Source organism: Flavobacterium sp. 11 (assembly GCF_002754315.1).
GTDB lineage: Bacteria > Bacteroidota > Bacteroidia > Flavobacteriales > Flavobacteriaceae > Flavobacterium > Flavobacterium algoritolerans.
The window spans coordinates 1942840-1963493 of record NZ_PEFE01000001.1 but is presented as its reverse complement, the minus strand read 5'-3'; the positions used below and the strand labels follow the sequence as shown (position 1 = coordinate 1963493).

Here is a 20654-nt window from a genome sequence, read left to right as displayed (position 1 = left end):
AAAGCTAATTTGAAAATGAGATAATTTGGAAATTTAAGAATTGGTAAACGTTCTAATTTAAAATTCAGAACATTATTGAATTCATAAATTAAAGTGGTTTCGGGTATCTTTTTTTAATATTTCGTATCAATTCCTCTAATCCGTTCAATTTTAGTTCATAAATCAGTTGAAGCTGCTGCCCTAACTCGCCTTTCGGAAATCCTTTATTGCTGTACCAAACCACATAATATTCAGGCAAGTCAATAAGATACTTTCCTTCGTATTTACCAAAAGGCATTTTAGTATGAGCAAGTTTGATGAGTTGTTTTTGATTTTGATCCATTATTTTAATAAAAAAGAAGCAAGAGATAAGAAACAAGAAGTATAATACTTCTTGTTTCTTATCTCTTGCTCCTCAAATCTCTTTATTTCCAGTTAAAAATAATACGCTTTTCGATTTCACTATTTAAACTCAGAAAAACAGGACAAGTCATGGCAACTCTTTCCAAAATAGTTTTATTCTTTTGATCCGCTTCTCCATACATTTCAAATGTAATTTCGATTGCACCAATGCGTCTTGGTTCGGCATTCATGATTTTGGTAACTTCAGCAGTGGAGCCTTTCAAATCAACTTCTAAATCACGTGCTTTTATACCCATAACTGTCATCATACAACTTGCCAAAGCATTGGCTACGGTATCCGTTGGAGAAAAAGCCTCGCCTTTCCCATTATTGTCTACTGGAGCATCTGAAATAATTTCATTTCCTGATTGCAAATGAATGGAAGAGGTTCTTAAATCCCCTAAATATGTCACTTTTGATGTCATTAGTTTGCTTGTTTTATAGTTAAATCAGTGTCATAATATAAGATATACACTCCTTTATTAATATAGCCACCATCTTCTTTTTTGTAAAATTCGAACTTATTATCAACTTGCTCCGTAGCTGTAGTTTCAATCGTTTCTTGATATTTCTTGTATTGTGACAATCGCATCATGGTATCAAAAGTAATATCAAAACCTCGAGTTGCAAATGCACTAGGATAAATTTTGTTTTTCTTTTTAAATTCTTTTTCGAAAACTAAAGCTTCAGGAGATTCATTTTCACGAGTAACAGAAGGATACATTAATTTTAATTTTGTTAAATTCACAAAACTAATCTCATCAGTATCTAATGTTTCATTTGGTTCCAAAATAACCAATTGCACTTTATAAGCAGCCATAGCACCTAACATAGTCGCCATTGTTGATTTAATCATTCCGGTGTTTCCAGTTTCCATCACCACATAGTTTATTCTGTCTTTTACAAATAAACTTTTCAAATTTTCAGCAGATACACCACCATTTGCAGTAAGCGTTGAAAATTTTACATCTTTATGATTCTCTTTAATATACTGTATAACCGATTCTTTTTTCTTATCCACTACCGCTATAATATTCCCATTTTTTGCTCTCATGAAATCGAACATCGCATTTTTAACAGCTATGGCAGTAGGAATGGTTTGAAGCATATTGCTAAACGAATTACCTGTATCTTTTGATAAAGGAGAAATCACCGGCACTTGATTTGCATTTAATAGTTCAGCTGTCCTCTCCACATTATTTTGATAGAAAGGTCCAATGATAGCATCTGAATTTTCCAGATTATTTTCTTTGATTATTCCAGCAACATTAGAGGTATTTTTAGTTTCTTGAGAATCAAAAACACTCACATCTATAGCAAGTCCTAGTTGTTTAGCAGAATCAATCGCCACCAAAGCTCCTGCATAAAAATCTAAAGTCATGTTCAAGAATTTGTCTTTTTTCAAGCGCATTGCAGTCGAATTGACCGTATCGCCTTCAATTTTTGAAATATTGAAAGGCAGAAGCAACACTAATTTCTTTCTACCGTTACTTTTCTTTGAGATTACAGCGTATTCTTTTTTAGTTTCTTGTGGGATACTAATCGTTGCCGGAAATTTCAAAATCATACCTTCCACAACACCTTGAGATAAAGCAGGATTAAGAGCAATTAATCCTTCCTGACTCATTCCTGCCATTTTTGACAAACTATAAAGTGTTTCTTTTGGTTTTACCGTATAATTCAAATAATTGACTGCAGTAGAAACTTTTTCGGGACTGGCTTTTACAATTTCTTTTTTAGCTTCAACCGCCGGTGCAGTTTTATCCACTTTTGGAGCATTTCCTTTGATAACTAATTTATACCCAACAGGCAAATTCGAAACTATTTCAGGATTTTTTTCTCTAATTCTTCAATGGTAATGCCATATTTTTTAGCAATAGAATATTTGGTTTCTTTTGGAAGAACATCATGATACACTACTTTTGTTTGCACTGGAGTAGTATTTTTTTGTCCAATGCCAGAAGGAATAGTAAGGGTTTGACCAATTTGTAATCCATCTTTTTCCAAAAAGGGATTTGCTTGTTTTAACGCTTCGTCAGAAACACCATATTTTTTTTCGATTCCATACAAAGTTTCTTTTGGTGCTACTTCATGAGTTACCGTTTTCGCAACTGACTTAGTTTGAACCGCTACTTTTTGTTTTCCGCTATTTTTTGGAATCAGCAAAACACTATTGGGTTTCAATCCACTTTGTGCATCTGGATTTAATTGGTAAATATCATACGGAGTAACGTTGTACTTTATTGCAATCTGACTGATTGTCTCTCCTTTCTCTACTTTATGTGTAGTAGTTTTTTCTTGTGAAAAAACACTGTAATTAAAAAACAAAGCCGTTATAGAAATCGCAAAAAAATATTTCATCATTTTTATTTATAAAATTATTCAATTATTAATAACGGAACGGTATCAAATTTTATTCCAAAAATCTGATACCGTTTTATAGAGAACATTAAAAACAATGATGTTCAAAAGATTAGATTACAATCTAAATTATTATTCCCACTCAATAGTTGCTGGCGGTTTTGAACTAATGTCATACACCACTCTATTGACTCCTTTTACTTTATTGATGATATCATTAGATACTTTCATCAAGAAATCATACGGTAAATGTACCCAGTCAGCGGTCATACCATCCGTAGATTCTACTGCACGAAGCGCAATCACTTTTTCATAAGTACGCTCATCGCCCATTACACCTACACTGTTAACCGGAAGCAAAATTGCCCCTGCCTGCCAAACTTTGTCGTATAATCCCCAAGATTTCAATCCTTCGATAAAAACAGAATCTACTTCTTGTAAAATTCTAACTTTCTCCGGCGTGATATCTCCTAAAATTCTAATGGACAATCCTGGTCCTGGAAAAGGATGTCTTCCTAATAATTCTGGGTCAATTCCTAATGAAGCTCCTACTCTACGCACTTCATCTTTGAAAAGCATACGCAAAGGCTCCACAATTTTTAATTTCATGTAATCAGGTAAACCTCCTACATTATGGTGTGATTTTATAGTCGCCGAAGGTCCTTTTACCGAAACTGATTCAATAACGTCAGGATAAATTGTTCCTTGTGCTAACCATTTTACATCTTCTATAAGGTGTGATTCATCATCGAAAACCTCGATAAATACACGTCCAATAATTTTACGTTTGGTTTCCGGATCACTTACACCTGCTAATTCAGATAAGAAACGATCTCCGGCATCTACTCCTTTTACGTTTAAACCCATTCCTTTGTATTGATCTAATACGTTTTGGAATTCGTTTTTACGAAGCAAACCATTATTTACAAAAATGCAGTATAAATTTTTCCCAATAGCTTGATTTAATAAAACTGCCGCTACAGTAGAATCTACTCCTCCAGAAAGACCAAGAACTACTTTATCGTCTTGTAATTTTTCTTTTAACTCTGCTACCATTTCTTCAACAAAAGCATTTGGTGTAAAATTTTGAGGAACTTCTGCAATTTTCACTAAAAAGTTCTCCAGCATTTTTGATCCATCTGTAGAATGGAAAACTTCAGGGTGGTATTGAATTGCATAAGTGGTTTCACCTTCAATTCTGTACGCTGCAAATTCCACATCATGTGTGCTTGCAATTTTCACACCATCAGTTGGCAAAGCCTTAATACTATCACTATGGCTCATCCAAACTTGGCTGTTCTCAGAAACACCTTCAAAGAAAACTTCATTCTCTTTTATGAAAGACAAATTAGCTCTACCATATTCCCTAGTATTCGAAGCTGCTACTTCACCTCCACTAAAATGAGATAAATATTGTGCTCCGTAACAAACGGCTAACAAAGGTAGTTTTCCTCTAATTTGAGATAAATCAGGATGTGGTGCATCTTCTCCTCTAACAGAAAAAGGGCTTCCTCCAAGAATTACTGCTTTATAAGATGATAAATCACTCGGAAAATGATTGTAAGGGAAAATTTCGCAGAATATATTTAATTCGCGAACTCTACGCGCAATAAGCTGTGTATATTGCGATCCGAAATCTAAAATAAGTACGTTGTGTTGCATGCGCAAAAATACTTTTTATATTTTGAATTGAAAAATTGATTTTTGAAAAATATTCTTTTTATTTGTCTCACTTGGATTATTCCGCTAAAATCAAATTAAAATAATCCTAAAAAAACCCGAATCCTATAATTTTCGTAAGTGAACTTATACATTCTAAAAAAATAATTTAAGACAAAACAACTTTCAATGAGAACAAAAATTTATGTATCAATAGTAACTGTACTGCTTTTAATAACTTCATGTAATGTGATTGATGATTTATTGACTTTTTCAATAGACAATCAAACAACTTTTAAAATTGAAAGTGGATTTCCTCTTGGTACTGCATTTAATGTGGTAACTCCAGATGTCACGACAAATTCAAGTTCCACTTTTGAAAACAACAATACCAAAGCTGAATTAGTAAAAGATGTAAAATTAAGTGAGTTGAAATTGACCATCACAGATCCAAGCAATAAGTCATTCAGTTTTCTAAAATCGATTCATTTATACATTTCAACAGATGCAAATGACGAAATAGAATTGGCTTATTTAGATGAAATCAATTCGACTTCAAATACTATAAATCTAACGTGTACTTCTCAAAAATTAGACAAATACATCAAAGCATCTTCTTACAAAATAAGAACTAAAGCAGTTATTAAAGAAAGTTTAACACAAGACATCAGTGTAAAATCTGACATGAAATTCAGAGTTACCGCTGATCCATTTTAAGAAATCAGCGGTGCTAAATTATTCTTTTGTAACAATAATAGTTGCCTTAAAACCAGTTCCAAGATTCCATTGACTGGCCGAAATCAAACCGCCATTGTCATCATAAATCTGAAATTCAGCAGTATTTGGACCTGAACTTCCTTGATTTAAGGCTTCAAAGTCTATCTTGTTGAATCCTTTTTCCAGTACTATTTCAAAACCCTGGAAATTACTATCTAAATTCACTTGATATTCAACGACTTTATCATTCAAGTACACACGAATCTTATCGCCATCGACATAAGCTGCATCTCTGTATCTTACTTTGGCGGTAAGCGAACTTGTTGTAAAATTTCCTAAATTTTGATTTTTTCTGTAAACGATACCTTCAGAATTGTCTTCCTTTTTGTTTAATTTATCTCTGTAAACATCTCCCGGATTAATAAATTCATTTTTCGGAGTCATTGAAAAATTAGTGGTCGGAGTAATTGAAAGTGAAGGACTCGGATTCGGGTTTAAAAGCTCTGGGTTTTTGAATACATTCGGAGTCTTTATAGGAGGAATCTCTGCTTTTGGCGGAGTTACTTTTTTAATTTTAGGTGCATTATTTTTGAGTGGAATAGGCGTAAATTTTGAACTAAATTCATTCTGAGCATATCCACTTAAAGACATACTTATTGCAATCATTAAAAATAAAATCCTTTTCATAACTTTTTTAAATTAATTTATCAGTGCTTGTAAAATTTTAAAAATAAAAAACTAATCATATAAAATGACTAATTATGGCATAATTTAACTTTCATTTATAACATTCAATTTTTAAATTTATTGCCTTTTAGAACCTAAAATATTCTAACAATTCTCAGCAAAAATTGAAGTTTTTAATTAAAAATTACTGTTTTTCATTTCAGTATTTTTTATAAATTGCAAATATTATGCCACACCAAAAATTGCATTTAAACAATGCAAATAATACCTAAACACAATTAAAATGAAAAGAGAAAACATATTGACAGGTTCACCTTGGGAAGACAAAATGGGATATTGCCGTGCTGTACGCATTGGAAACATCATTGAAGTATCAGGAACGGTAGCCATTGTTGATGGTGAAAAAGTAAAAGCTGACGATGCTCATGCCCAAACACTAAACATTTTAGAGCGCGTAGAAAAAGTTCTGGAAGACCTGAATGTAAGCATGAAAGATGTCATTCGTACCCGCATATTTACTACTGACGTTTCTACATTTGAAGCTGTTGCAACCGCTCATGCCAAGTTTTTTAAAGACATAAAACCAACCACTGGTTTCTACGGAATTAATCAACTCGTAGCACCTGAATATTTAGTTGAAATCGAATTTACAGCTATAGCTTCTGAAAAACCATTAATTCAGGAAGGATTATAATACTTTTGTAAAAAATACTTCTTCAATTAAGGTAATGAATTTAGAAAATACTAAAAAAATAATGCTTGTCACACTCAAATGGATTCTCATTTGTGTATTGACAGGCATTTTTTCTGGATCGGCATCAGCATTTTTTTTAGTGGCACTGGATTGGGTTACACAATATAGGAAACACAACAACTGGATAATTTGGCTTTTGCCAATAGGCGGACTCATAATAGGATTGCTCTATTATTATTGGGGTAAATCTATAGTTAAAGGCAATAATTTATTGCTGGAAGAATACGAGAATCCTCAAAAAACAATTCCTCTAAAAATGGCTCCATTAGTACTTTTTGGTACCTTAATCACGCATCTTTTTGGAGGTTCAGCGGGTCGTGAAGGAACCGCAGTACAAATGGGTGGCGCCATCGCCGATCAATTTACAAGCATCTTCAAGCTTGATACTACCGACAGAAAGACATTAATCATTCTGGGAATAAGTGCAGGTTTTGCTTCCGTTTTTGGAACACCTTTGGCTGGAGCCTTGTTTGCTTTGGAGGTCCTTTATTTTAGCAAAATCAGTTACAAAAGCATTCCATTGTCCTTTTTGACAGCATACATCGCTTATTTCACTGTTGAGTTTTGGCAGGTAAAACACACTCATTATAGTATTCCAATTATCCCCGAAATGAGTTTTACCACATTATTTTGGATAATTCCAGTCAGTATTCTTTTTGGTTTAGCAGCTATGTTATTTTCTCGAAGCACCCATTTTTGGGGTCATTTATTTTCAAAAACCATATCCTTTCCTCCGCTTCGTCCTTTCATTGGAGGAATAATTCTTGCGGTGGTTATTTACTGCATTGGAACTACAAAATACATCGGCTTAGGAGTTCCAATTATTGTTGATTCCTTTTCTAATCCAAATGCTTCGTATGATTTTATTTTAAAAATACTATTCACAGGATTCACGCTCGGAGCAGGATTCAAAGGTGGCGAAGTGACTCCGCTATTTTTCGTTGGTGCTACACTGGGAAGCGCTTTATCGGTTGTAGTTCCTTTACCTATTGCACTTTTAGCAGGAATGGGATTTGTAGCCATTTTTTCGGGAGCAACCCACACTCCTATTGCTTGTACGGTCATGGGAATGGAACTTTTTGGGATAGAAAGTGGTGTTTTTATTGGCATTGCTTGTATTATCGCATATTTTTCTTCGGGGTCAGTGGGGATTTATAATGCTCAAATAGTAAAAGGAGCAAAATACAAGTTGTATCAAAAAGTAAGAAGAAAAAATATAGAACTTTTGTGACATTGTAAAAGTTTGTTAATTACACAAATGATTTCAACATTACATTAAAAAAATGTAATTTCGCAATCTATGAAAATACAAGACATTCAAGCGATACAGTTGTTATTATCAACTCCAAAAAAAATTGCAATAATCCCACACCGAGGTCCTGATGGAGATGCTATGGGCTCTACCTTAGGATTATATCATTTTTTATTAAAAAACAATCACCATCCTGTGGTGGTTTCTCCCAATGAATTTCCTGATTTTCTGGCGTGGATGCCCGGCTCAGAAACCGTAAAAATATACGAAAAAGACAAAGAAAACTGTACTAAAATACTGGAAGAAGCGGAACTTATTTTCACTTTAGATTTCAATGCTTTGCACCGAACCGGTGAAATGGAGCATGTTTTAGCCAAGCTAAAAGCGCCATTTATCATGATTGATCATCATCAAAAACCAGATGATTATGCCACATTTACCTATTCTGACACCTCGTTTGGATCTACTTGTGAAATGATTTATAACTTCATTTTATTTCTTGGAAAAAAAGAGGATATCGATAAAACTATAGGAACTTGTATTTATACCGGAATTCTTACTGATTCAGGTTCTTTTCGTTTTCCAAAAACAACTGGAACAACCCATCGAATTATTGCTGAATTAATTGATTTAGGTGTTGAAAACACGGAGATTCCAACCTTATTATTTGACAACAGTTCTTTTGGAAGATTACAGTTATTGGGCAGAGCGCTTCAAAACATGAAAGTCTTAACAGAACATCAAACCGCATACACTACGCTTACTCAAGACGAGTTAAATGCCTTTGATTATGTAAAAGGCGATACAGAAGGAATTGTAAACTACGGATTAAGTATAAAAGGAATCGTTTTTACTGCTATATTTATCGAAAATAAAGAAGAAAAAATCATCAAGATTTCATTCCGCTCACAAGGTGATTTTGATGTCAATCAATTTGCCAGAGATCATTTCAATGGTGGCGGACATCGTAATGCTGCCGGTGGAAAATCAGAAGTATCGATGGAAGAAACGATTCGAAAATTTGAAGATTTAGTAACAAAGCTAAAAATATAATAGATGTCAAAATTTAGTACGTTAATCGTATTTGGATTCTTTTTATCCATAATTGCTTCAAGCTGTAAGCAGCATCAGGATGCTAGAAAGCCTATTTCACAGACTTCGGGAAGCTTTATGAAGAAATCAATCGCGCGCAATAAAAAACTGGTTGCCAGTGAAGAAACCGAGATTGAGGCTTTAATCAAAAGCAATCCAAATGTAAAATATATCGCTTCCAAAAAAGGATATTGGTATACTTATGAGACGAAAAATGAGATTGATTCCCTTACTCCAAAAAAAGGTGATGTCGCTTTTTTTGACTACGAAATAAAAGATTTAAAAGGTGCCGTTATCTATTCTGAATTGGAATTAAGGCCTCAAATCTATTATGTAGACAAACAAAACATCATGATGGGATTGCGTGACGGTATCAAATTAATGCGAAAAAACGAAAAAGTGAGTTTCCTTTTTCCGTCAAATATGGGATATGGCTATCATGGTGACGACAAAAAAATTGGCACCAATCAACCTTTGATTTGCACGGTAACTTTACGAGATTTCAAATCGGAAGCAGTGTATAAGAAAGAAAGTGAAGTCCAACTAAAAGCAATCCCTGCTCCTGCCAAGCAGGAAACCAAACCCGTAATAAAACCCAAAGACACTATAACCCAATAAAAATTAAATTTAGAAATGAAAAAAAAGATCCTATTCGCATTCCTAGTTATTGCTTCAATTTACTCTTGTAAAGAAGAGCACAACAATCTTCCTGATGGTTTATATGCAAAAATAGAAACCAATAAAGGGGAAATAATTGTACAATTAGATTTCGAAAAAGCACCTATAACCGTTGCCAACTATGTGGCTTTAGCCGAAGGAAAAAATGAATTTGTCACCAATGAAAAACTTAAAGGCAAACCATTTTTTGACGGATTAAAATTTCACCGAGTAATTCCGGAATTCATGATTCAAACGGGAGATCCTTTAGGAACAGGATCAGGAGATACCGGTTATAAATTTAAAGACGAGTTTTCAGATTTAAGATTTGACAAAGGCGGTGTTTTGGCTATGGCCAATAACGGACCTACAACTAATAGCAGTCAGTTTTTCATCACGCATCTTGCAACACCTTGGTTAGACGGAAAGCATACTATTTTTGGTCATGTGGTAGACAAAGGAATGGATGTTGTGAACAAGATTGTACAAAATGATTACATTACTAAAGTTACCATCATCAGAAACGGTGAAGCGGCTAAAAAGTTTAATGCCGTAAAAACATTCAATGATTATTTTTCAGTAGAATCTGAAAATCAAAAGAAAAAAGCAGCGATTGATGCTGAAAACAAAAAAATCTACGACGCTAAATACAAAGAAGTTCGTGAGCAAAAAATTGCTTATTTTGCTACTTTAAAAGCAAAAGCAACAAAAACACCTACTGGATTGCAATACGTAATCACTAAGAAAGGCGGCGGCAAAAAACCTACTAATGGAGCCAATGTTTTCATACACTATGCTGGTTTTCTGGAAGACGGAGAATTATTTGATGCCAGTGTAGAAAGTGTTTCTAAAACTTTTGGTAAATACGACGAAAACAGAGCGGCTCAAAATGGGTACCAACCTATCCCTTTTCAATTCGGAAGAAAAGATGGCATGATTCCTGGTTTCATTGAAGGATTGGAGCAATTATCTTTTGGAGATAAAGCGATACTTTTTATCCCATCTCGATTAGGATATGGTGAAGCGGGAGCTGGTGGAGTAATTCCTCCGGGTGCTAATATCATTTTCGAAATTGAATTATTGGAAACAATGCCACAACAATAACCGATTAAAAAAGTTAGACCTTAAAATACTTAAAAAATGAAATTTAAAATTCTGTTTTTATTATTTGTGGGAATGTTAAACCTGCATTCTCAAACTACAAAGAAAACTGTTCCGGTAAAAAAACCTGTAACAACAGTAAAAGCTGCTGTAAAACCAGCAGTGAAACCAGTAGTAAAAGCACCAGCAGTAATCGAAGGAATTTTTGCAACAATTTCCACTAACAAAGGAGATATTGTGCTTGAATTAGAATACAAAAAAACTCCGGTTACCGTAGCTAACTTTATTGCGCTTGCTGAAGGTAAAAATACTTTTGTAACCAATGAAAAACTAAAAGGAAAACCATTTTTTGATGGTTTAAAATTTCACCGTGTGATTAAAGACTTCATGATTCAAGGAGGAGACCCTTCAGGAAATGGCTCAGGTGGACCGGGTTATGCGTTCAAGGATGAAATTACCGACTTAAAACACAACAAACCAGGTATACTTTCTATGGCTAATTCTGGACCAACTACCAATGGAAGCCAGTTTTTCATTACCCATAAAGAAACGCCTTGGTTAGACGGCAAACATACTGTTTTTGGTCATGTTACTGAGGGAATGAATGTGGTGAACTCCATTGCTGCAAATGATGTGATTACTAAAGTTACTATCGTTAGAAAAGGAGTTTTAGCCAAAAAATTTGATGCCCCAAAAGTGTTCTCGGATTATTTCAACAATAAATCTGAAGATCAAAAGAAAGTGGCTTCGGTTATTACTGCTAAAAAAGCATATTTAGCCGCTACAAAAGCAACAGCAACCACTACTCCATCAGGACTAGCATATAAGATAACACAAAAAGGAACAGGTGTAAAACCTGCTAACGGAACTACATTTTATTTTCATTATGCCGGTTATTTTGAAGATGGAACCCTTTTTGACAGCAGTTATGAAGACGTTTGTAAAAACTACGGAAAATATGATGCAAACCGTGCCGCACAAAACGGATACCAAGCATTCCCTTTTGAAGCCGGAAAAAAAGACGGTATGATTCCGGGATTTATTGAAGGCTTAGAGAACATGTCCTTTGGAGACAAAGCAGTCGTTTTCATCCCGTCAAATCTGGCGTATGGAGAAAGAGGTGCCGGCAGCGTTATTCCGCCTAATACAACACTTGTTTTTGAATTGGAAATGCTGGAAAAACAAGCAACTCCAAAACAATAAATTTCAAAAAAACACAAATAAAAAACCCGACAGACTTAAAAATCTATCGGGTTTCTTTTTATAATTTATTTGCTAAAAAGTACAGATTAAACCAATGGAAATTGGTGATAATCTCCATCATCAGCATTCCATTTTGCTATTATTTTTTTCCAAATTTCCAATCAAATTCATCTTTTTGATTGATAATTGCACCAATCTCAAATTTTACAACCTCATCAAATTCCGTTTGAAAAATGATCCAGTTTTCCTCATTGAAATAGTTTTCAAACGTATCAAATTCTTCCTGAGTGAATTTAGTGATTCCTTTGGCAGCCAAATCTTTTTTGACTTCGCTAATTTTTCTATTGATAATTTTATTCCCAAACAAATCCAGTTCCGGGCTAGATGCCACGATATAACCCAATTTGAATTCTTCCTCAACGTAGAAAGTCAAACGCATTTTTAGTTTGTTGTAAGCAAAAATCACATTATCATCCTCGTCCTTGTAATTCCTGTCTGGTTTCCCGTAAATAGCGGTAACATCATTTTGTTTCATTCCGAAAATGAGCTTATCAATTCCGTTTTTTGGATTTATTTTCATACGTAGTTTATATTTATTTTTTAAAGCAATATGCAATTCGGACAACGCATTCGGTGTTTATTTCGAGTTTGCGTTATGCTCCTTTCATATCATTTTATTTGACCGCAAAGTTCGCAAAGTTTTTCGCAAAGTCCACTACCTTTTTATTTAAAAATTAGTGTCAAACAAATACTGTTACTGATTCTAAAATTCACAATTTGGGCGTGACCCGCTAAAAAATCGGGTCGGGCTATCCGTTGCAATCTCCCGAAGAAAAATCGGGAGGATTTCCACTTTTATCCCTCACGCAAATAAGTGAGAACAACGACTAAATTAGTCTCATGTAAATTCAAAAAGTACCCAGCAAATGAAAAGCCTTTTCGATGATTTGTAAGAAAATTTTAATATATTTGATAAGGAATAAATGTATTATGTTCGTCAGACCTATCTCTCTAAGTTTGGGGTGATAGGTCTGATTTTATCAGACCTATATACTAGTTGCCAGCAATACATAAAACCAAAACCATAAATATGAAACAACTTTTTACAATTATAGCATTCGCATTTTTGTCAACTACATTTGGACAAACCGCAGATGAATCTCTGAAAAGTGGAATCGAAAAGCACAACTCAAAAGACTATGAAGGTGCGATTAAAGAATATAGTAAAGCAATCAAAGCGGATAAAGATTTAAAAGTTGGATATTATAATCGTGGAGTTTGCGAACTTGGTTTAAAAAATTTTAAATCGGCAAAAAAAGACTTTGACAAAACAATTGAGCTTGACCCGACTTTTATAAAAGCATTTTATAGTAGAGCGAGCGTTTATGTAAGTCAAGAAAAATATCAAGAGGCTTTGCCCGACCTTGACAAAACAATAGAACTCGACCAAAAATTTCCAAATGCCTTGACTTTACGTGGACAAATCAGAGCACAAACAGGAAACAAAAATGGTGCTTGCTCAGATTTTAATAAAGCCAAAGAAATTGGAGATAAACAAGCTGATAAATACTTAAGTCAATTTTGTGGTAATGAACAACAAGATGGCGAATCTTTATCTCTTCATTGGCCAGAAAGTGAAAACTGGAAAATTGGAAGTAACCAAGAAAACGATGAAATGGCAATGCTTGAACTAATTCCTTCAAATGAAACCTTTGATGATTGGACAGAAATTGGAACCATGATATCTATAAAAGGTGCAAAAAATATACCTATGGATAAAGCAATGGCAATGCAATTTGAAAGGTTAAAAGAAAGCTCTCCAAAAGCTAAATTAACATTTATTGAAAAAGATGAAAGTGTAGAATATCCTTGGATAATTTTTACTATCGAAAGTCCTAAATCTAAAGACTACAAAAATCCTGAATCACAACTTTGGTATATAACACAAGGCAAAACATCATTATACATAAATTTTAGAGCGGTTAAAGAATCAACAGTCCCTGCAAACTTAAAAGACAAATGGATTAATTTTTTTAAGACTGCAAAAATCATATATCAATAGTATCAACTTGTACTGCTGGCAACAGCCACTACAACGGATTTGGGTATTTGGCTTAATGGAAAGATGGTTTTGTATTTGGAATGATTTGCTGCGCCTGTTCGCTATCGCATTCTATGATGAAAAACAAGTAAAAATTGTTAAAACTACGATGCAAATTTATACGTGTTTATATATGAAGTTTCTCTGTTAATGACAGCAAAAACCCTGCTTATAAGTTTGCATCTAATATTGTTTAAAACAAGCATAGAATTTTTTCCTTCAGCCTTTTTCTTATTGTAATATTCTTTTAATTGAGGATCATACTTCAATGTGGTCATAGCGCACATTTGCAGCAAGGATTTTATTTTTTATCAGCCATATGATTTACTTTAGTCCTGCCTTTTATACTAGAGCCGGAGCTGCATTCAAATGGGGCAACTCCAGAATAACAGGCAAATTGTCTCCAATTTTTAAAAGCCGTAAATCCTTTTGTGGCAATGATTAAATATATGCTGGTTTGTTCCCCTATTCCAGGAATGGTTCTGATGAGTTGAGTCTGTTTGTTCAACTGAGCATTTGCTTTGATGATTTCTTTCATCTTGGTTTCTATTTTGCGGATAGCATTTCTAATGGTTTTGGTTAAACTTTGATTGATTGATGATACTTCCTTGAAAACTTCTTTACTTGCAAAACCCTTATTTTCCTTAGTTGTTTCTAAAAGCAATAATGATTTAAGCATTTTTTCTCTTTCGGTATACAGAATTTTTAGTTTTTGAATGTCTATAGCTGTCAAAGTAAAAAGTTTGAGTTTGTCAATATTTCTATAGCTGTAATAGGCAATATCTTTAGCGTCTGATTTATCGGTTTTTCCTCTTGAAATCCCCTTTGATCTTTTTATTTCAACGGCTGGGACAATCCATAAATCTAACTTTAAATCCATTGAAGCAGACGAAAGATGATTGGTATAAACCCCTGTGTTTTCACAACAAAAAAGAGTTTGATTTATGTCAATCTTCTTGCTTAGATTTTTGACAAACAGACTAATGCTTTTTATGTTGTTTTCAACAACAAAATGTTCCGATTTCAAAGAAGAAACATCAAGAATAGTGATATCTAATTTTAGTTTTGAAATATCAATACCCACATAAAATAAATAGTTTTTCATAACTTTGGATTTAGGATAAACAAAAATGTTGAACTTCTTTAGAGCCTTTATTAGACCTTGATGTCTATCATTCTATTTGAAGCAATTCAACGGGTTCAAGGAGAAGGCAGAGGACTAATGCGATAGTTAAGTCTTAAGCTTAGCTCGGGTGAAAGTTCACCTCTGCTTTCCTTTGAATAAATTTAATGTTTTTTACTCTAACACAAAGTAAAGGCTCGGATGGCAAATCCGAAAATAGGGCTTAATTTAGTCCCAAACCCGCTGTAGTGCCAAAACGTTGGCACCAATTACGAAAGAAAATCAAAACTTATGAAAAAAATTATCCAAATAATATTACTTCTATTTTCTGGTGCAGTGTTCGCTTGCACTTGTAATGATCCTAAAATAACAGAGAAATATATTGAATCTGAATTTGTTGCTAAGGTTAAAATTATTAAAAATTATAAAAATGAAAGCTCAAAAGAACTGTATAAGACAGACATTTTAATTAGTGAACTTTTTAAAGGAGAAAGTTTAAAATCAATTTATGTTACAGGGAGAAGTGATGGAAATATCGGGAGTTCTTGTTCTATATTTATTCCTGAAAATACTGAATTGATTATTTATGCCCGAAAAGATAAAGATGGGAAATATATAATCGGAATGTGTTCTGGTTTACTATATATAAACAAATCTAACCCGAAAAGACAAAAACGAGAATTAGAAATATTAAAAATGTTTAAGTCAAAAAACATAGTTTTCACCGACAAAATAAATTACCGTGAAAAAAATAATATTAGCGCGGATTTAGAGCAATTTAAAGGAATTGAACTTAATAAAGAGTACGGAATATATGAAATTATTTTCAGTGCTGATTTGACAATTAAAACTGTATCTGAAATTAGTGGTTTTGGAAATCAAATAGATCAAAAACTAACTGAAATTATTAAAAAAAGTGAATGGTCTAGTTTTAACAACGGTATAAAAGATAAAGTCCCAGATAATAGTAAACTGATAATTGGAATATATTTTTATCCAAAAGAAAAGAATGACTTGAGTTTCTTAAGCCAGTTTTATCTATAAAGTAACAGGTGCCAACAGCCACTACAACGGATTTGAGCATTTGGCTTAATAGAAAGTTGGTTTTGTATTTGGGATAATTTGTCAAGCCCCCTGTAGTAATACAACGCTAGGCATCATTGTATCGTAACACCCTTGCCTTAGAGATTTCGAGTAAAAGATTTTAGATAAGAGAACCAATTAAAAAATAAAAATTATGGCACTTATTAATCCTTATGTAAACTACAATGGCAATGCCGAGGAAGCATTCCTTTTTTACAAATCAGTATTTGGTGGAGAATTCGCCAAGATTATTCGTTTAAAAGACATATCGAGTCCTGAATATCCAGTAGCAGAAAATGATGCGAATAAAATCATGCTCATTGCCTTGCCCATTGGCAAAAACATTTTAATGGCCAATGACGTTCCAGAAAGCATGGGTCGAGTAAATGAAAATGAAAACAGGTCAAAAATATCTATAAGTGCAGAAAGTCGTGAAGAAGCCGATAAGTTATTTAACGGACTTTCAGTAGGTGGAAATATTGAAGTGCCTATTAGTGACAGTCCTTGGGGCTCTTATTTTGGTATGTTTAGAGACAAATTCGGTATTGAATGGATGGTGGATTTTGATCCAAAATTTAACGGGAAAATATAAGTGAACTAAACAAAGAATGCCTAACAGGGATTTGACGCAATTGCTGTTTCAGTTGTTGTAGGAAACCATTATTTCCATAACTTCGTTTAGTTCGGCCGAGAGAACTCAATTCCAATTGTTGCAATTGTTGCCAAGCAAAAGAAGTTATGTGCTATTTTCGAGGACCGAAATGCTAATCCAAACCAACTAATGAAGCAATTACAAAAAGGGGAATTTTATGGACAAACTAATAAGACTATTAATTTAGAGGGAATTACTTTGACCGATACCATTTATACTCACGATAAAGTAGATTGGCATTATCACGAAAACGCATACTTTACTTTTATACTTCAAGGGAATGTGATTGAAGGAAACAAAAATGAAATTTATAATTGTTCCGCAGGTAGTTTATTATTTCACAATTGGCAAGAACCACACTATAACATTAAACCAGAAGGATTTACAAGAGGTTTTCATATTGAAATAGAAAAAGATTGGTTTGATGATTTGGAATTTAACACACTGAATTTAGAAGGCAGTATCAATATTGCAAACCCAGATTTAAAATTTTTACTTTATAAAATTTTTAGAGAGACAAAAGCTGATGATAGCACTACAACACTTTCAATTCAAACACTGTTATTAGAAACTTTAACAAAAATGCTTCGATATAACCAATCTAAATCTAATAAAAAACCGACTTGGGTTTCAGAAATAAATCTAATACTGAATGACCAATTTTCAGATAATCTTACATTAGAATATTTGTCAAAAACTGTGAACGTCCATCCTGTTCATTTATCAAGAGATTTTTCAAAATACTTCCATTCCAGTCTCGGGGAATATATTAGAAAATTAAAAGTCCAAAAATCTTTACAGCTCATTTCACAAAAAAAACTGGATTTGACCACAATAGCTTTTGATTGTGGCTTTTCTGACCAAAGCCATTTTACACGTTGTTTCAAAGAAGTAAACGGTATTAATCCTTCTGAATATAGAAAAATTCTTTTTACTTAATAGTTCACGAATGTTAATTCTGTTCTATTTTAAAACTAAATTTGGTTATACTATTGTAGCTAAAATATTTAAAGAATTATGAAAAGAATTTTAATAACCGTTTTGGTTAATCTATTTTGGCTAACAAGTTTTGCGCAAACAAAAGATATTGTACCTACTGACGGAATTACTTCAGATTTACACAGAGCCAATGTTGGAAAAATTACATTTATGGACCGTAATATTCCTGTAGAGGAATATAAAGAAACCGATTTTTTAGCAACACTTGAATTAAAGCAAGAAACTAATTTGAACATTAGAGTTTTTATGGAAAACTCAATTACAAATTACATGCATCAACTTGTACCTGAATTATCTGCGGATGAACTCAATCTTAAGGGCAATTATCAATTCTCATTTTTTGTAGACAATACTCTCATTTATAAAGAAAATATCCATCACGGTTGCGGATTAAGAAAAAGCACTACCACTACATTTCGAGTTCCCTTTACTGATACTGCCGGTGGTGATTGGTGGTCTATTTATTTATTTGACAGGTTTAAAAACAATGGTGGAGAAAAAGCATTAACAATAGGAACACATAAACTAACCATAGAATTGCGACCTTATGTAAAAATGGATGAAAATAGTGACGCAAAAGTGGGAGATTTAATCGCATCAGGCAATCTTAACTTGATTATTAAAACACCTGAAATTACGGCTAAACAAATAGCGATTCAATCTATTGCTAATAATAGCGGTTTTGAAACATCTAATTCCCAATATGATAAAAAGAAAATTGAAGAACTGAACAAAAGTATTCACCAAAATTCATTCAAAGCAATTACAAGCATTGTTGTTATAAAAGAAGGAAAGCTTTTATTAGAAGAATACTTCAACAAAGCTGATAGAAATACATTGCACGACACGCGCTCAGTTGGAAAATCTTTTGCCTCTGTATTGATGGGTATTGCTATAAAAGAGGGATATATAAAAGATGAAAATCAAACCTTAAACACTTTCTACGATTTAACTAAGTTTTCAAATTACAGTGCAAAAAAAGATAGTGTCAAGCTGAAAGATTTATTGACAATGAGCTCTGCTTTTAATGGTTCAGATTCAAATAGTGAGTCGCCGGGAAATGAAGAAAACATGTATCCAACTGACAATTGGGTCAAATTTGCATTAGATTTACCTATGGACAGCCTTAAATCAAATGGCAAACAATGGGATTATTTTACAGCAGGAGTAGTTTTACTGGGGGATATTTTAAATAAATCTGTACCCGAAGGATTAGAAAAATACGCCGAGAAAAAATTATTTAAACCATTAAATATTGACAAATACCAATGGCAATACACCCCTCAAAATGTGGTTAATACTGCTGGTGGTTTGCAAATGACATCGTTAGAATTTGCAAAAATTGGGCAGCTCTATAAAAATAAAGGACAATGGAAAGGACAACAGATAGTACCAACTGAATGGATCAATAAAACATTTACAAGACAAATTCAAATTACTGAAAGAGAGCATGAATTTTACGGCTACCTCTTTTGGAACAAAACCTATACCGTAAACGGAAAAAATTATGAAACGTTTTATTGTGCCGGTAATGGCGGAAACAAAATATTTATTTTCAAAGATGTGCCTTTAACGATTGTTATTACTGCAAAAGCTTTCAACAGACCTTACGGGCATTCGCAAGTGGACAAAATAATGGAAGACTATATTTTACCTGCAATACTGAAATAAAAAACATCACTAACAGCCGTTTGTCAAGATTGGGGATTTAGGTATCATTTAAAATTGATTTTATATTTGCAATTTATTTTAAATCAATATATTAGTAAAAAACATTCCCACTTGTGTGAAACGAGTGTACTATAACAGTCATTGTTACATGACACCCTAAAAAAAATTGTGAGAACTGCATTTGATATTAAAAATGTCATTATTTTTTTTTAATTTTATACAGATGTATAATTTAAACCAATATATCGTAGATACTCCCAGCCGTTGCCACAGACTAAGTTGTGGTGATTCTCTTTTTACGGTTTATAACTGTAGGCTTGATGATAAATTTGCAGACCTGTGGAGTCATAATAATTACATTGTATATGTTGCAGAGGGGAAAAAAATTTGGCACACTCCTCATGGTTCCTATGATTTGCAAGCCGGAAGTTGTGTATTCATAAGACGCGGAGCCGCAATTGTAGAACAGTTTCTAGATACAGAGTTTTGCTTTTATCTTTTTTTCGTTTCCGATACATTCATTTGTGACGTATTGAAAACAAAATCAACAGCACTTCATCAATCTGACAAAAAATATGATCCCATCATACCCATTGAAAGCTCAGAAGCAGTGCATTCCTTTTTTAAATCGATGCTTCCTTATTTCAATGCAGTTGTTCCTCCAGACCAGTCGCTATTGCAGCTTAAATTCAAAGAACTAATTCTTACACTGGCAGACAACAAAACAAACGAAGCTTTATTATGTTATTTCTGCTCCTTACTCCATGCACCACAAACGGTAGCATTACAATCGGTTATGGAAGATAATTTTTGCTTTAATTTAAAAATGGAGGATTTTGCCAAATTAAGTTATCGCAGTTTATCTGCTTTTAAAAGAGATTTTGTAAAGGTTTATAATACTTCTCCCGGCAAATGGTTAATGGAGAAAAGATTACAACATGCCAAACACCTGCTTACCAGCGGAGTCCAATCAGTCAGTGATGCGGCTTTTGAAAGTGGCTTTGAAAGCATCTCCCATTTTAGCAGAGTTTTTAGCAAAAAGTTCGGAACATCTCCCTCAACTATAAAGAGAGCTATAAATATTTTGAGCTGAACAGTCAAGTAAATGAACTTTGCAGTAAAGCAGTTTATCGAAAGGTTTTTTAGTTTTGATTAACTAAA

Annotated in this window: 21 protein-coding genes; 13 read left to right on the top strand and 8 right to left on the bottom strand. The window is 33.4% G+C overall.

What is annotated here, in order from left to right; genetic code table 11:
* Positions 1–88: 88 nt before the first annotated feature.
* The 5 genes from CLV00_RS08545 to guaA all read right to left on the bottom strand — a co-directional run bounded on the left by CLV00_RS08545 (position 89) and on the right by guaA (position 4404).
* Complete coding sequence (locus CLV00_RS08545; RefSeq protein WP_099714715.1) at positions 89–322, bottom strand: DUF3820 family protein; 234 nt, start codon at positions 320–322, stop codon at positions 89–91.
* An 82-nt stretch (positions 323–404) separates the two neighbouring features.
* Positions 405–806 (bottom strand): OsmC family protein, encoded by a 402-nt coding sequence (locus CLV00_RS08540; RefSeq protein WP_099714714.1) that lies wholly within the window; start codon positions 804–806, stop codon positions 405–407.
* Positions 806–2194, bottom strand: a complete 1389-nt coding sequence (locus CLV00_RS08535) for a LysM peptidoglycan-binding domain-containing protein (RefSeq protein ID WP_233206872.1) — start codon at positions 2192–2194, stop codon at positions 806–808. The genes CLV00_RS08540 and CLV00_RS08535 overlap by 1 nt, the downstream gene beginning before the upstream one ends.
* Before the next feature lie 8 nt (positions 2195–2202).
* The gene (locus CLV00_RS16550; protein WP_233206871.1) at positions 2203–2745 is read right to left on the bottom strand and encodes a LysM domain-containing protein; all 543 of its coding nucleotides are present in this window, start codon (positions 2743–2745) and stop codon (positions 2203–2205) included.
* A gap of 129 nt (positions 2746–2874) precedes the next feature.
* Entirely contained in the window at positions 2875–4404 is a 1530-nt protein-coding gene (gene guaA / locus CLV00_RS08530; protein WP_099714713.1) for a glutamine-hydrolyzing GMP synthase, read from the bottom strand.
* 186 nt (positions 4405–4590) lie between these two features.
* On the opposite strand from guaA, the gene CLV00_RS08525 reads away from it, so the two are divergent.
* The gene (locus CLV00_RS08525; RefSeq protein WP_099714712.1) at positions 4591–5118 is read left to right on the top strand and encodes a hypothetical protein; all 528 of its coding nucleotides are present in this window, start codon (positions 4591–4593) and stop codon (positions 5116–5118) included.
* Between the two features lie 18 nt (positions 5119–5136).
* On the opposite strand, the gene CLV00_RS08520 is transcribed toward CLV00_RS08525, so the two are convergent.
* Positions 5137–5805 carry a hypothetical protein gene (locus CLV00_RS08520; protein WP_099714711.1) on the bottom strand — a complete coding sequence of 223 codons (669 nt, stop codon included), beginning with the start codon at positions 5803–5805 and terminating at the stop codon, positions 5137–5139.
* Positions 5806–6088: 283 nt separating this feature from the next.
* On the opposite strand from CLV00_RS08520, the gene CLV00_RS08515 reads away from it, so the two are divergent.
* The 6 genes from CLV00_RS08515 (at position 6089) to CLV00_RS08490 (ending at position 11864) form a co-directional block, all read left to right on the top strand.
* Positions 6089–6499 carry a RidA family protein gene (locus CLV00_RS08515; protein ID WP_099714710.1) on the top strand — a complete coding sequence of 137 codons (411 nt, stop codon included), beginning with the start codon at positions 6089–6091 and terminating at the stop codon, positions 6497–6499.
* Positions 6500–6533: 34 nt separating this feature from the next.
* Positions 6534–7790: a voltage-gated chloride channel family protein gene (locus tag CLV00_RS08510; protein ID WP_099714709.1), complete on the top strand. Its 1257-nt coding sequence runs from the start codon at positions 6534–6536 to the stop codon at positions 7788–7790.
* 69 nt (positions 7791–7859) lie between these two features.
* On the top strand, positions 7860–8864 hold the full coding sequence (locus tag CLV00_RS08505; RefSeq protein WP_099714708.1) for a bifunctional oligoribonuclease/PAP phosphatase NrnA: 1005 nt from the start codon (positions 7860–7862) through the stop codon (positions 8862–8864).
* Between the two features lie 3 nt (positions 8865–8867).
* Positions 8868–9521, top strand: coding sequence for a gliding motility-associated peptidyl-prolyl isomerase GldI (gene gldI, locus CLV00_RS08500; protein ID WP_099714707.1), 654 nt, complete (start codon positions 8868–8870; stop codon positions 9519–9521).
* A 15-nt stretch (positions 9522–9536) separates the two neighbouring features.
* Positions 9537–10664 carry a peptidylprolyl isomerase gene (locus CLV00_RS08495; RefSeq protein ID WP_099714706.1) on the top strand — a complete coding sequence of 376 codons (1128 nt, stop codon included), beginning with the start codon at positions 9537–9539 and terminating at the stop codon, positions 10662–10664.
* 36 nt (positions 10665–10700) lie between these two features.
* Positions 10701–11864, top strand: coding sequence for a peptidylprolyl isomerase (locus CLV00_RS08490; RefSeq protein ID WP_099714705.1), 1164 nt, complete (start codon positions 10701–10703; stop codon positions 11862–11864).
* 139 nt (positions 11865–12003) lie between these two features.
* Here the strand turns inward: CLV00_RS08490 and CLV00_RS08485 are convergent, their stop codons facing one another.
* Positions 12004–12444: a hypothetical protein gene (locus CLV00_RS08485; RefSeq protein WP_099714704.1), complete on the bottom strand. Its 441-nt coding sequence runs from the start codon at positions 12442–12444 to the stop codon at positions 12004–12006.
* 510 nt (positions 12445–12954) lie between these two features.
* Between CLV00_RS08485 and CLV00_RS08480 the strand changes: the two genes are divergently transcribed.
* The gene (locus CLV00_RS08480) at positions 12955–13926 is read left to right on the top strand and encodes a tetratricopeptide repeat protein (protein WP_099714703.1); all 972 of its coding nucleotides are present in this window, start codon (positions 12955–12957) and stop codon (positions 13924–13926) included.
* A 340-nt stretch (positions 13927–14266) separates the two neighbouring features.
* Here the strand turns inward: CLV00_RS08480 and CLV00_RS08475 are convergent, their stop codons facing one another.
* Positions 14267–15070, bottom strand: coding sequence for a transposase (locus CLV00_RS08475; RefSeq protein ID WP_099714702.1), 804 nt, complete (start codon positions 15068–15070; stop codon positions 14267–14269).
* A gap of 309 nt (positions 15071–15379) precedes the next feature.
* Here CLV00_RS08475 and CLV00_RS08470 point away from each other — a divergent pair, with 309 nt between their 5' ends.
* From CLV00_RS08470 to CLV00_RS08450, 5 genes are all read left to right on the top strand, one after another.
* On the top strand, positions 15380–16132 hold the full coding sequence (locus CLV00_RS08470) for a hypothetical protein (RefSeq protein ID WP_099714701.1): 753 nt from the start codon (positions 15380–15382) through the stop codon (positions 16130–16132).
* Between the two features lie 193 nt (positions 16133–16325).
* Positions 16326–16763: a VOC family protein gene (locus CLV00_RS08465; RefSeq protein ID WP_099714700.1), complete on the top strand. Its 438-nt coding sequence runs from the start codon at positions 16326–16328 to the stop codon at positions 16761–16763.
* 189 nt (positions 16764–16952) lie between these two features.
* Positions 16953–17762, top strand: a complete 810-nt coding sequence (locus CLV00_RS08460; protein ID WP_099714699.1) for an AraC family transcriptional regulator — start codon at positions 16953–16955, stop codon at positions 17760–17762.
* A gap of 78 nt (positions 17763–17840) precedes the next feature.
* Complete coding sequence (locus tag CLV00_RS08455) at positions 17841–19493, top strand: serine hydrolase (RefSeq protein ID WP_099714698.1); 1653 nt, start codon at positions 17841–17843, stop codon at positions 19491–19493.
* Positions 19494–19716: 223 nt separating this feature from the next.
* Positions 19717–20586 (top strand): AraC family transcriptional regulator, encoded by an 870-nt coding sequence (locus CLV00_RS08450; RefSeq protein ID WP_158234592.1) that lies wholly within the window; start codon positions 19717–19719, stop codon positions 20584–20586.
* Positions 20587–20654: the final 68 nt, after the last annotated feature.

Bases quoted from the DNA above. Each gene is read 5' to 3' on its own strand.
- CLV00_RS08450 (WP_158234592.1), top strand. From the start codon at position 19,717: ATGTATAATTTAAACCAATATATCGTAGATACTCCCAGCCGTTGCCAC.
- CLV00_RS08495 (WP_099714706.1), top strand. From the start codon at position 9,537: ATGAAAAAAAAGATCCTATTCGCATTCCTAGTTATTGCTTCAATTTAC.
- CLV00_RS08510 (WP_099714709.1), top strand. From the start codon at position 6,534: ATGAATTTAGAAAATACTAAAAAAATAATGCTTGTCACACTCAAATGG.
- CLV00_RS08490 (WP_099714705.1), top strand. From the start codon at position 10,701: ATGAAATTTAAAATTCTGTTTTTATTATTTGTGGGAATGTTAAACCTG.
- CLV00_RS08485 (WP_099714704.1), bottom strand. From the start codon at position 12,444: ATGAAAATAAATCCAAAAAACGGAATTGATAAGCTCATTTTCGGAATG.
- CLV00_RS08515 (WP_099714710.1), top strand. From the start codon at position 6,089: ATGAAAAGAGAAAACATATTGACAGGTTCACCTTGGGAAGACAAAATG.
- CLV00_RS08545 (WP_099714715.1), bottom strand. From the start codon at position 322: ATGGATCAAAATCAAAAACAACTCATCAAACTTGCTCATACTAAAATG.
- CLV00_RS16550 (WP_233206871.1), bottom strand. From the start codon at position 2,745: ATGATGAAATATTTTTTTGCGATTTCTATAACGGCTTTGTTTTTTAAT.
- guaA (WP_099714713.1), bottom strand. From the start codon at position 4,404: ATGCAACACAACGTACTTATTTTAGATTTCGGATCGCAATATACACAG.
- CLV00_RS08475 (WP_099714702.1), bottom strand. From the start codon at position 15,070: ATGAAAAACTATTTATTTTATGTGGGTATTGATATTTCAAAACTAAAA.
- CLV00_RS08470 (WP_099714701.1), top strand. From the start codon at position 15,380: ATGAAAAAAATTATCCAAATAATATTACTTCTATTTTCTGGTGCAGTG.
- CLV00_RS08520 (WP_099714711.1), bottom strand. From the start codon at position 5,805: ATGAAAAGGATTTTATTTTTAATGATTGCAATAAGTATGTCTTTAAGT.
- CLV00_RS08455 (WP_099714698.1), top strand. From the start codon at position 17,841: ATGAAAAGAATTTTAATAACCGTTTTGGTTAATCTATTTTGGCTAACA.
- gldI (WP_099714707.1), top strand. From the start codon at position 8,868: ATGTCAAAATTTAGTACGTTAATCGTATTTGGATTCTTTTTATCCATA.
- CLV00_RS08465 (WP_099714700.1), top strand. From the start codon at position 16,326: ATGGCACTTATTAATCCTTATGTAAACTACAATGGCAATGCCGAGGAA.
- CLV00_RS08525 (WP_099714712.1), top strand. From the start codon at position 4,591: ATGAGAACAAAAATTTATGTATCAATAGTAACTGTACTGCTTTTAATA.
- CLV00_RS08480 (WP_099714703.1), top strand. From the start codon at position 12,955: ATGAAACAACTTTTTACAATTATAGCATTCGCATTTTTGTCAACTACA.
- CLV00_RS08505 (WP_099714708.1), top strand. From the start codon at position 7,860: ATGAAAATACAAGACATTCAAGCGATACAGTTGTTATTATCAACTCCA.
- CLV00_RS08460 (WP_099714699.1), top strand. From the start codon at position 16,953: ATGAAGCAATTACAAAAAGGGGAATTTTATGGACAAACTAATAAGACT.
- CLV00_RS08540 (WP_099714714.1), bottom strand. From the start codon at position 806: ATGACATCAAAAGTGACATATTTAGGGGATTTAAGAACCTCTTCCATT.